This window comes from Paraburkholderia sp. MPAMCS5 (genome assembly GCF_036016995.1).
Taxonomy (GTDB): Bacteria; Pseudomonadota; Gammaproteobacteria; order Burkholderiales; family Burkholderiaceae; genus Paraburkholderia.
Genome location: NZ_JAYXBK010000006.1, coordinates 219,763 through 231,517, shown reverse-complemented (window position 1 = coordinate 231,517; position 11,755 = coordinate 219,763). Strand labels below are relative to the sequence as shown.

Annotated in this window: 8 protein-coding genes and 1 pseudogene; 2 read left to right on the top strand and 7 right to left on the bottom strand. The window is 55.7% G+C overall.

Annotated elements, in window-relative coordinates:
* Positions 1 to 27: 27 nt before the first annotated feature.
* From VOM14_RS16200 to VOM14_RS16170, 7 genes and pseudogenes are all read right to left on the bottom strand, one after another.
* Entirely contained in the window at positions 28 to 1,350 is a 1,323-nt protein-coding gene (locus VOM14_RS16200; protein ID WP_327629730.1) for a hypothetical protein, read from the bottom strand.
* Entirely contained in the window at positions 1,347 to 3,383 is a 2,037-nt protein-coding gene (locus VOM14_RS16195) for a hypothetical protein (RefSeq protein ID WP_327629729.1), read from the bottom strand. Before VOM14_RS16195 ends, VOM14_RS16200 begins: the two co-directional genes overlap by 4 nt.
* 6 nt (positions 3,384 to 3,389) lie before the next feature.
* The gene (locus VOM14_RS16190; protein WP_327629728.1) at positions 3,390 to 3,785 is read right to left on the bottom strand and encodes a hypothetical protein; all 396 of its coding nucleotides are present in this window, start codon (positions 3,783 to 3,785) and stop codon (positions 3,390 to 3,392) included.
* Positions 3,782 to 4,444 (bottom strand): hypothetical protein, encoded by a 663-nt coding sequence (locus VOM14_RS16185; protein WP_327629727.1) that lies wholly within the window; start codon positions 4,442 to 4,444, stop codon positions 3,782 to 3,784. The genes VOM14_RS16190 and VOM14_RS16185 overlap by 4 nt, the downstream gene beginning before the upstream one ends.
* Positions 4,441 to 7,008, bottom strand: coding sequence for a hypothetical protein (locus VOM14_RS16180; protein ID WP_327629726.1), 2,568 nt, complete (start codon positions 7,006 to 7,008; stop codon positions 4,441 to 4,443). The genes VOM14_RS16185 and VOM14_RS16180 overlap by 4 nt, the downstream gene beginning before the upstream one ends.
* Positions 6,992 to 8,932 carry a hypothetical protein gene (locus tag VOM14_RS16175; protein WP_327629725.1) on the bottom strand — a complete coding sequence of 647 codons (1,941 nt, stop codon included), beginning with the start codon at positions 8,930 to 8,932 and terminating at the stop codon, positions 6,992 to 6,994. The genes VOM14_RS16180 and VOM14_RS16175 overlap by 17 nt, the downstream gene beginning before the upstream one ends.
* Positions 8,933 to 9,105: 173 nt before the next feature.
* A pseudogene (locus VOM14_RS16170) lies at positions 9,106 to 9,378 on the bottom strand (peptidogalycan biosysnthesis protein); the annotation flags it as partial.
* 144 nt (positions 9,379 to 9,522) lie between these two features.
* On the opposite strand from VOM14_RS16170, the gene VOM14_RS16165 reads away from it, so the two are divergent.
* Together VOM14_RS16165 and glnK are read left to right on the top strand one after the other, a co-directional pair.
* The gene (locus tag VOM14_RS16165) at positions 9,523 to 11,223 is read left to right on the top strand and encodes an NAD+ synthase (RefSeq protein WP_327629724.1); all 1,701 of its coding nucleotides are present in this window, start codon (positions 9,523 to 9,525) and stop codon (positions 11,221 to 11,223) included.
* Positions 11,224 to 11,369: 146 nt separating this feature from the next.
* Positions 11,370 to 11,708, top strand: a complete 339-nt coding sequence (gene glnK, locus VOM14_RS16160) for a P-II family nitrogen regulator (RefSeq protein ID WP_327629723.1) — start codon at positions 11,370 to 11,372, stop codon at positions 11,706 to 11,708.
* The last annotated feature ends 47 nt before the right edge of the window (positions 11,709 to 11,755 follow it).

The following is an 11,755-nucleotide window of genomic DNA, read 5'->3' as shown; positions in this document are numbered from 1 at the left end:
CTTTAGAGGGTGCCGCGAAGGCATTCCTCAGCGCTTCGGCGGCGGCTTCTTGCGCTCGAGCTCGGCCAACTTCGCACGAAGGGCCGCGTTTTCATTGCGAACGGCCTCAATCTGGTCCCGCTGCTCAGCCGCGACCGAGTATCCGGACATCATCGCATTTGCCTCGACATAGGCCTGATACGCGGTCTTGGAGGTATGACCGAGGCGGCGAGCGATAGCATCGATGACGTCTTCCTGCTGCATCGACAATCCTCGCTTTTGTCGAAATTCAATCTCCTCCCGGGCGATGCGTGTGGCAGCCTTCCTTCGAACGCCATAGGCCCCCGAGCCTTTCCCCGCGCCGACCTCTTTGAAGCGCTCTGCGATTCGGGCCGATAGTGCGTGGTCGTCGAACGGGCGCCCCGAAACAGGATTCAAGAAAATGCGGCCCTCTAGTCGGTTTCGACTGACACCTGTTCGCTTGATTATTTCCTCTCGGTCGATTTCGATGTAGTTTGCAATGTCATAGGCGATTGGCCACGACAACGAGAACTCATTGCTGTAGCCGAACTTCTGGTCGGGTGGGGCTACATCGTATGCCTTGGCATGCCTCTTTTCAGCCTTTGCCAATGCGTCTCTCGAGAACTGGTGAACTTGGAGGCTTGCCACACTTCCGATTCGCCAAGCCGTGTCCGCGATTAGACGGATGATAAGCATAACTTGGCGTTGGTCGGCCGGGTTGCCGGCGCTTTCAAGATAATCTTCCAGCGCTGAAATATCGTCATCAGTTGCTCGATACTGGGCTCTTCCAAGGCGACTAGCTCGGCCCGTCCGTTTGTAGATGTGCGGGTATTTCTTGAGTTCACTGTCATCGGATTTCGGACCAGACAGTCCCACCAACGGCAGCGTCGACGTGACTCCACAACGAACTGGCCCTATGGTTCCGGACGGAATGCGACCTTGGCCTTGTGCCCATGCAAGGAATTCATAGACGCACTTCAGACGAATATTTGTCGTCTCTTTTGCGACTCGCTCGTCCCCCCGATACTGAGGTCGCTTCTTCGTTCGCTCCCAGCACCAATCTCTGAATGCCAAAATATGTTTGTCGTTCATCTCATCAATCGAAAGATGCTTTTCCGATAGATAGGTGTACAACTCGCGAACTGCAGTGGTGACATGGTCCTTGCGCGTACGAACACCTGGTTTCGATACGTGCTCTGAGGCTGCCATGCGTAGGACTGCCCCGCAATAGTCAGTGGGCAATTCGAGAAGCGAGTAGGTGCTGCCTCGAAAAACAGGATGTCGGCGATTGTCTTCATCCTCAACCCAGAGGAAGTAGACCCGCTGTGCCTTATGAACAGAAGCCTTCATGATGACGTCTCCGGAGCCTTCTGGAGAAGGTGTTGCAGAAGAGGGTCGGCGCCATACCACGCGTCTCGTCCTTCGCGCTTCAAACTAGCATCGACATCACCGACGAGAACTACCGTACGCGACGCAAGGCCAGATGCAGCGCGAATCAGCTCTGCATTGCAGTTGGAGCTGTCGATGCAAACCACAATCACGGTTTGCCACGTACCGAGGGCAGCTGTGGGCAGCTCGAGTGCGTACGCGAGAGTGAGCTCAAACGCGTCTGACGCCGTTAGAGGAGCGACGTCGCCGTTTGCGCGCGTGACTTGAGCCACTACGAACTCGGGAATCGAGTTCGTGACGCGAATGTATGGCGTTTGCTCCACGTCATGCAGGGTCATGCTCTCGCCTGGCCAGCGGCACTTTGCGATGTCTGCTTGCTTCCACGTGACCGGGCATTTGTCATATGCTCGTCCGCTACGACCAAGTGCCGTGGAATTCACCGGAAGCTTGTCATACTCAAGTTCGTCGACCCTTTCCGACGACAGCTTGACGTTCAACAAGTGACAGATTCCTCCGTTTGCTGAGATAAGGACTGTCGTTCCGTCACACGCATTCTCGCGGTAGAGCGCCAGAGCTTCACTCAGCGTGTCCTTCATTCCAGACACCTGGACCTTCCGAATTTCCAGCCCATCTCTGTGGATTGATGAAATCGGTAGTTCGCTCGCTTCAGGTGACCCAGTTGAACGCAACGTTATTCGTTGGAATAGCCCTGAGTACCATAGAGCGTGATACGGCGCCGGCCTATTGGGTCGGGTGACTACATTGAGCGTGCCGGCAAGTATCAGGGAAGTGTCGACCGGGAGCCTGTGGATAAGCTTGTTGAGCGTCAGGATGTCGAGCGCATGAGCGCTGTGAACCACTACCGTGTTCCCTGCCTCGCGGACTTGTGCTGGGCCCGCGAGCATCTGCTGCAAGCTTTGGTGGCGAGCTGGGTGGGGCTCTTCATCGGAGAAGCCGACGTGGAGTGCATCGGCAAGCACTTCCTGCAGCCAGGCGCGAGCAGCGGCATCAGTGTGAGCTCCGCAGTCAATCAAGCAGACTGATGCTGCCGTCTGACGGGGAGTATCCACGGTAGTGAACGCGTCACCGTGCACCTGCGTCACCCCCTTGGATGCGAACATACGGGATAAGAAAGCATGCGTAACCTTCGTGAGCGCATCCGAAGCGACAAAGCGCTCCCGCCTGTAGGTCAGGTTCAACAGTCTTCCAGCAGCGACCGAGGAGTCTCGCGCGGTCTGGACGAGGTCAGGGTCTCGGAGATTGATTGCAAGCCGGCGCTCGTATTCCTTGAGTGGGATGGCGCGCAATATCGCTTGTCTGCCCAGGACAAAGACGGCGTCCGATGCAGATACCAGTCGACTCGGCTCATGGGGCGGCCTTGAATTCTTGACGGAGCTGTCGATAGTTGACCAATGAATCGCTGGGTGGAAGTCATACGGGGTCGTCAATCTCAAGCCGCGAAACACCGCAATGACGTCTGGGAGCGTTGAGCGTTCGTGCCCAGAAAGGGCGAGTGGCTCGAGTGCACGAACTATTCTGAGGTCATCGAGATAGCGGTGCCACGCGGTAATGCCCGCGATTGCTGCGGGCGCGCTGAGGCCAGCGGAGTCCAGGCTTCGCACGTCTTCATGGTCAAAAATACCAGGGAGTCTTGCGCCAAACTTCTTCCAAAGCTTCTTGGCGGCACGCACTCCGATTGTGGCGAATGAGGGGTGCTTCCCCAGGAGCGATACCAGCTCTATGCCGCTTGGTTGGCGACACACTCCACTTTGGGCCTTCAGTTGCGCTCCATAGAGTGAATGGTGTTCGAACGTACCAGAGACCTCCCAAGTCTCACCGACCACCGGTGCACGAAGCATGACGTTGAACTTCGCAACAACGCGGACGCGCTTTGCCGGGGGGACCGTCAGCACGAAAATCGCACCGCCTCCGATGCCATACGACAGGACTCGTGCGACAGTCCCTCTTAAACGACGCAGTGGGGCGTGGGTCATCGCTGTTCAAGGTCTCGAAATGGGCTCTGCACGGAGCACAAGGCCGTTGTCTTCGAGGTACTGCAGGAGCTTCATGGCTGTACCTTGCTCGGCTAGAGCACTTCTAAGTGCGCGGCATTCGTCCTGCAGTTCCTCCGTCAGAGAGACCTTCGGGAGGCGCTTCCTGTTTGGCTGTTTGCGCCATTCTTCGAGGTTGGCGTCGAGGACCTTGAACAGCGCGGCGAGTTCACCATTGGTTTGGACGGTGGACGGCGGAATCTTGAGTGTTTTGCAGATAGGTGTTCGTGCCGCTTTCCCGAACTGGTTGACCGGAACCTGAGCAAGACTGGTCTTAGACATCCAGGTCCTGAGCCGGGCCGCGTTCTCAAATTTCTTCTCGAGAGACGATGCCTTGGTGCTCATTCTTCCTCTCCGTCTCGGCCGGGCGGGGTGTCCGACTTCGCTCGTTTTCCAAGCGACACCACGGTTTTACGCCGAGGTAGAGCCTCCGTGACTCGACCGCTTAATTTCTGAAGCTCGTCCTCGTAGTGCCTTTTTTGACGGACTTGCAGGGCTCGCGTTTCTTTCAGCTCTTCGTTGGCAACCCGTGCTTGTTCCCGGTATTTCACAATCTCTCGTTCCAGCGCGTCGATGTAGCTCTGCTTCTGGTCTCCGTCTGCTTGTGCGTCCGCGAGGTCCTGTTTCGACTTAGTCTTGCGCAGCTGAGCGGACGCAGCTTGCTCGAGTGCATCAAACAGCGAGCGTATGTCGTCCTTCAACGTACTGTTGTGCGGCGCGTCTAACGTGCCACGACTAAAAGACCGAAAAGTTAGGATGGCGGGGTACTTTTGAAGGGTGTAGCGGCATTGAGATTCGTGCATCCATTGCGAAAGACCCTGCATATCTTTCGGGAAGTAGTCTAGTTGGAGCTCATCCTTTTCGTCGCAGACGCAACGGCCCTCATCATTTCTGACCCACGGAATGCCGGTCTCAATCCATAGCCTCAGGACGGCGAGCTTCGCTTCGATGGCTTCACGGGCCTGCAACGCAAGTGGTGACTTGGTTTCCTTACGCTCGGTCATGTCTTGAGCTCCTCTCGAATCGTGTTCCAGGTGTTGGCGAAATTCTGGAACCGGACACGAGTGCCTTCGGCCAGCTCCTTCTCGGACGCAATCACTTGCTTGAGCGTCTCAATCAGTGCTTGCGCCTCTTTGCGTAGCGCAAGCGGCAGGCGCTTGTCGTTCGCAGTCTTCATGGCGGATTCCATTTCTTCTTCGTAGATGGAAAGGTTGTTCTCGGTCGGAATGGCGTGGACACACCCAGAGCACATACTCGGGGAAGCCTGGTCGACCCTCAGGTGCTCGCCGTCAAAGCAGTTGGAGTTCTCCTTGGTCTTGCCGGCGCTTCCAGCCATGCAGGGAGTGTTGCCTTCGACCATTCGATACCCGCGTTGCTCAAGCTCGTCTGCAACCCACTCAGCTTTCTCGGAGAGGGGCGCGTCCTTGAAGTTCTCCGGCAGAGACAATCGCTTCAGGAGCGCGTGTACCACCCGAGGGAACGCTCCTCCGAAGCGGCGTTGGCCGGAGAGAAGGTCGGTGAGAATTTCGATTAGATAATTCTTCCGTGCCTCTTGCAGCATGCTTGCGATGTTGAGGGCTTCCCTTTCAAACTTGTCAAAGTGTGCCTGGATGCTGTCCTCGGGAAGGCAATTCGCTTTGTCTCGATAGTAAGCGAGCAGACTTTCGATGGAGAAATCGCGCATATACTGCTGCAACGCTAGCAGTTCAGGACAGTCGTATCGGTGTACATAGAGCGTCATGAACGTGCGCCTGAAAGGCATCTGCCGCCCAAAAAACATTTTGGGGTCGATGCCGGCCAGCCGAAAGAAAATGTTCGAGGCTTGTCGAGCATCGAAAATGGGGCGCTCTGACTTGAACCCCCGCTCAGTGAAGTGAGGAAAACCAAAGAGCTTTTCTGTACGAGCGACCTCTAAATTGGCTTCGGCAGGCAATTGAGATGTGAACAGCGGTCGAGCAATCTGAAAAATTTCTTCGAGAAAGCTTACTGCATCAGCAACCAACTGATTGCACCAAGAAGTGGCGTAATCCCCAATGGATTTTTGGATGTACGTTTCAATTCGATAAAATGGAATCTTGTCCGAGACCCTAACGCAGCAACCTCGATAGAGTCCGTAGGATTTCTTGGAATTCCCCCCTCCATGAATTTCTGCTGGCCGACGGCCGAGATTCGTCGCAATGTTGAAGAACAGAGCGAACAGTGTGGTATTGATTAGTGCGGCGGCAGTGTTGTCGTTGTCGGGGTCGTCGCCAAACCTGCTCGCTCGATTAACCTGAATGGGAACGCCAGCCGCAGCCAGAATGCCGTTAACTTGGTTGACTACTTTTTCGGTAAAAGGCCTAGGGAGAACTCTCCCGTTAGTAATTTCTGTCTCCAAAGAATCGCGTAGAATTCCGAGTACCTCAAGGATTGCAGCCTTGTAATCATATTGCCAGCGCAACGCTTCTTTGAAGCCAGCGACTGCGACGCTAAGGGGCATGTTCGGCGTTGCATGTTGACTAGGTGCTTCCGCGTTCTGTTGTAAATTCTCTTCCACCGTTAACGCATCAACTTCCAATCCCAGAGCTTCCAGTGGAGAGAGCTCGTCGTTCTGTTGGGTAGTGGCAGCGGGCCGCTGTTGTGAAGAGTTTTGGGGGGCGGCTTCGGCAACCTCAGCTTGATGGCCGGAGGAGGCGGAAAGGTGGCTCTTCAATGTATTCGCGCGACGCTTGTCACCAGCGCTTAGTTCTCCGCCAAAGCGTCGAAACGGGTTGAAGCGAATGCGGTCGAATCCTTCCCCCAGCGATGCAAGCCTGTTAATGGCCGTTAGCGTCGACTGATGCTCTCCTCTGGAAGGGCCAGCTTTTTCAGGCCTGTCGAAGGATTCGAGGGGCGGGATTTCCTTTGTGACGGTGGCCGTTCGAAACCAATTTGGAATATCGTTCCCGTTAATTGGTAAGCCTATTTTGAAAGATAGCGCCTCGGGACTGAACACCCATCTTCCGTCGCGTTTGGTGGCAATATGAAAAAGACGTTCGGAATCTTTCAGGATATTTTTCGCCTCCTGAAGAAGTGCCTTCTGATACTGTAACAAGTCCCACCACCCAAGTTCGGATACTTCCGCAGATAGCTGGTTGATGTCCTCGCGCTTGAGTTCTGCCAGGTGGGTGAATCCTTGTCGAAAAATATAGGAGTAGATTCGCGTTGTGAGTCTTATGCTGTTGGAGAAAGCTTGTGCGGGCGCTCTGTCGCTACTTCTTAGAGCGGAGTTCAGTGCATTTAACATCGGGGCGCGCAAATGGTCATATTGCGATAATTTGTAGATGCCCGGCCCGAGGCCCTCTCTGTCGGTGCCCGGCTCAATAGCCTCTCTGTCGTTGCCCGGGTTAAGGCCCTTTCCGCCGCATGTGTTTATTAGAACTGAGTCTGTATCAAATTCGCGAATTCGGGAGCCCCTAACCTTGATGCTTTCAGATATGTCAATATCTATAGTTGAATTATTGAAGTCGCTGAGAATCCGCCAGCTTTTTCCTTCGGATAGCAGTTTTGTCGTCAGATTGGTTGCGGCGTGCTTAGCTGTATTTTGCATATTCTTCCTCGAATCGCTTAAGTTCTTGAGAGAAGGGGCCGGCGGCAACGGTTTGATATAGGGCGCAGCAGAACACAATGCGAGGTAGGTGTATCGAGACAAATCGCTCGTGTCCCGCGTGCATGAGGGTCGTCAGGTTTTTGGTGTAAAGTCGATATTGCAATGCGATGTGTGCTATCTCTGGCTTTCCGATGCGGAAGGGCATCTTGCCGAAGGAATCTACCCATCGGTCTGCAATACAATCGACTCCCTTGTCCTCAAGGGTACTTGGTGGGAAAAGGAGGAGATTATTTTTCTCCACTCTTGCCAGTTGTTTCTCATCTAGCTTGTTTTTACGGCCCGTTGCATAAAGCACGCAGTCGGAGAGCAATGTCACGTACTTCAGCAAGTTAGCTTCGCCGAGCATACGGATGATTGTGCTATTTAGGTAGACTGTAGTTACGTCTGAAGCGGCATGCCCCAAGAAGAGCTGTGTCTGAATAATGTCTCTGCCAGTTGCTAAATACCGGATGTGCGCAGCGCGACGCCGCAAATCTTGAAATGTGAATTCTTCAAGTCCAGTTAACTGGCAAAGTATTTTTAAATTTCCGGGGAGATTGCCGATAGAAAACTTGAAGGTTCCCGAGTCGCGTCGATTGAATCTCATCGATACAAAAATAGACTTCGACTTGGGTTTGAAGTGCTTGTCGATGTTGTCTCGGTGTTGCATCAAGAGGTCGAGGGCGTGTATGCACAACCGGTCTGTAATCTTCTTCGATGGTAGTTCTGGGATTTCTTCATCCAGTTCAACGTCATCAAAATCGGTATCATCGGCTTCTGGTAAATCAGTTAATTTGGTTTTTTGAATTTGGCCAGTCTTGTGTTTGATGCCCTGAATTATGTATCCCGAGTCGCCCTTTATTATGTTTTCTGGGCTAACTGTCATTAAGGTTGGCCAATTCCATCCGATGTTATCTAGGAGTAGGATGATGCAAGCGATTACGACTGTCCTAGGTAGGTAATGCCTGGAAAGCAGCATTGGGAAGGTTTCAAGCGGGAGGCAGTTCTGCAGGGACAAAAACTGAGAGAGTTTTTCGGGGAAATATATCCATACTCGAGTTCCTTTGTGAGCTTCGGCTTTGTCGATGGCATGTGTGTAGAGGTGCAGCAAATCCTCCGGAGAATTTTTTCCCAAATAATTTCTGTAGAGCTGGCGTCCTCCTTCAACCGAGTTTCGAATGCCCTTGGAGATGGACTCGGATAATTTCGTGTTGCTGAGTCGATGGAGATGCTCGACCAGGGCGTCGTGTCGTGTGATTATTTGTTCGCAAACGGCTCGTGTTTCGGCTGCTGATTTATATAAAATTTCTTTTGCTTTCTCATCGCGCTCGGCCAAGTCTTCGAAATCAATCGAACTTATTTCTTTTGCTAGGAAATTCTCGTCGAAAATGTCGTTGGCGTAGACATTATGTTCCGGGGTCTTCGTTCTGTGACGGTTTTTGTGTCTGCTTGTGAGTTTGACCCGTTCTATAAGCTCGCCGTCCGCGAGTGGCGTACGACACTGCACGAGGAAGTGCCGCATGCAGAAAATATAGTGCGCTTGAGAAGTGCCGCCGTAGCCGGCTACAACATCGTCGAGATGAGAGATGAGCGCTGAAATGTCATGTGGGTACAGTTCGGCGACCGAGGTGTTAAAGATTCGTTTTACCTCTGGTGTACCGGCGGCGCTCTTAAATATACGTATCAGTGCCTCAGCCCGGGTGTCCATTATCGGGCACTCTGCACTGTCAATCATTGCTTCAAGTAGCCCACCTTGTCGGTAACCGGTGCTCACCAAATCTAAGGTTTTGACTACTGCTGTCTCGCCATCGACATTCCTCCGGACGCATAACAGCTTCAGCGTTCGTTTGGACCAGACATGTGTGGTCTGTTCGACAGCTTCCACGGCGCGGCCTCTCCTTGAATTGAGGTGTGGCGGGCGTAGGAGGGCGATGGTCGCGGACTTGCCTCGTCGTTCTGTGCCCTACCTGCAAGATGCAGCGTAGGAAACGAAGAAGCTTTATTAAATAAGGGTTTACGAATGGTCGGTCAGTCAGTCGGGGTCCGGGCCCGACATAAGAAGGCATATTCGCCGTACGAGTGGCCTTTCAGATAAACCGGCGCGGCCGCCGCGAGCTTGTCCGTGCGCGGATCGGTCAGCGTGACAAATTGCGGCGCCCAGCCGGTATCGGCGACCGCGCAGCGGGTCGCATGCAGCGCGCTCAGGAACTCGTGCCGCAAAAATGGCGTGGGCTGCGGCTGCTGAGCGAGAAGGGCGTTCCATTCGGCCGCGTCCACCTCCGAGGGCGACGCCAGAATGCCCGTGCGATAATCAAAGCGTTCCTGATTCAATCTGTGACTGTTCTCAATGAGCGGCGCGGTGCGTGTTTTACAGCAATCGGCACTGCGTCGTTCGTTTATCCAAACTGCCCGTTTTGTCGAGCCAATAACAAGCCGCGTGACTCGCAAGTCCATTGCTTGCCTGTCGATCCTGCCATGAAGACACGAATCGCTCTTGCTCAAATCAATGTCACCGTCGGCGATTTCGCCGGCAACGTCGCGAAGATCGTTGCTGCCGCGCGTGACGCGCACAGCGCCGGCGCGAAGCTGCTGATCGCGCCCGAACTCGCGCTGTCCGGCTATCCGCCCGAAGATCTGCTGCTGCGTCCCGCGTTCTACACCGCGAGCGCCGCGGCGTTGGCGGACCTCGCGGCGCAACTCAAGGCGTTTGCCGGCTTGCATGTGATCGTCGGCCATCCGCAGCGGGACGCAGCGAACGGTCATGGTAATGCAAACGCGCCGATCGAGCGCGGCGTGCCGCCCATCGACACGTTCAATGCGGCTTCGCTGCTGGTCGACGGCAAGGTGGCCGGCGCGTATCGCAAGCAGGATCTGCCCAATACCGAGGTGTTCGACGAAAAGCGCTACTTCGCGTCCGACCCGCAGCCGTTCGTCTTCGAACTCGATGGCGTGAAGTACGGCGTGGTGATCTGCGAAGACGCGTGGCATGCGTCGGCGGCGCAAATGGCGAAGGCGGCGGGCGCGCAAGTGCTGCTGATACCGAACGGTTCGCCGTTCCATCTGAACAAGGAAGCGGTGCGCTTTGACATTCTGCGCGCGCGGATTCGCGAAACCGGGCTGCCCATGGTCTACGTGAACATGGTCGGCGCGCAAGACGAGCTGGTGTTCGACGGCGGCTCGTTCGTGCTCGATGGAAAGGGCGAGCTGATCGCGAAGATGCCGCAATTCGAGGAAGCGACCGCGATCGTCGAATTCGAAAACGGCGTGCCGTCGGCCGAACAGGCAAAGCGCGGCGTCGCGCCGGAACTTTCGCTCGAAGGGCAGGTTTATGCCGCGCTCGTGATGGGCGTGCGCGACTACGTGAACAAGAACGGCTTTCCGGGCGCGCTGATCGGCCTGTCCGGCGGCGTGGATTCGGCGCTGGTGCTGGCGGTGGCGTGCGACGCGCTCGGCGCGGACCGCGTGCGCGCGGTCATGATGCCGTCGCGCTACACGGCGGATATTTCGACGACCGACGCCGCCGACATGGCGCGCCGCGTCGGCGTGCGTTACGACGAGATCGCGATTGCGCCGATGTTCGACGCGTTCCGCGGCTCGCTCGCGCTGGAGTTTGCGGGCCGCGCGGAAGACGCCACCGAGGAGAACATCCAGGCCCGCATTCGCGGCACATTGTTGATGGCGCTCTCCAACAAGTTTGGTTCGATCGTGCTGACCACCGGCAACAAGAGCGAGATGGCCGTGGGGTACTGCACGCTGTACGGCGACATGGCCGGCGGCTTCGCGGTGATCAAGGACATCGCCAAGACGCTTGTTTACCGGCTGTGTCATTACCGCAATCAGTCCACGGCATTCAGCAGGCAGGACGTGATTCCCGAGCGGATTCTCACGCGCGCGCCGTCGGCGGAATTGCGCGAGAACCAGACCGACCAGGACAGCTTGCCGCCGTACGACGTGCTCGACGCGATCATGCGCATGTACATGGAAGAGGACCGCTCGCTCGCGGAAATCATCGCCGCGGGCTATGCGGCCGAAGACGTGAAGCGCGTCACGCGGCTCATCAAGATCAACGAGTACAAACGCCGCCAGGCGCCGATCGGCATTCGCGTCACGCATCGCGCGTTCGGCCGCGACTGGCGCTATCCGATCACCTCGCGCTACACCGAGCCGGTGGAGTAAGCGGCGCCGTTCGACTCGCCATTATCGAAGCACGCGCGTAGCGCAAATCGCAGCAGGCGCCGGAGTGCCGCAATGCATCCGGCGCAGCGTAGAATAAAAATCATCCATTTTCCTTTCACTCTTCCGATCACGAGACGAGGTTCGCCATGAAGCGCATCACCGCAGTCATCAAACCGTTCAAACTCGACGAAGTGCGCGAGGCGCTCGCAGAAGTCGGCCTCACGGGCCTGACCGTTACTGAAGTCAAGGGCTTCGGCCGGCAGAAAGGCCATACCGAGCTTTATCGTGGTGCGGAGTATGTGGTCGACTTCCTGCCGAAGGTGAAGATCGAAGTCGTGGTGGCGGACGCGCAGTGCGATCAGGTGATCGACGCGATCATCGGCGCGGCGCGCACGGGGAAGATTGGCGACGGCAAGATTTTCGTGGCTGACGTGGAGCGCGTCATTCGCATTCGCACCGGCGAGGAAAACGAAGCGGCAGTCTGAAGCCGCTCGCGCACCGAAGCAGTGCGCCAGTCACAATAAAAAACGGT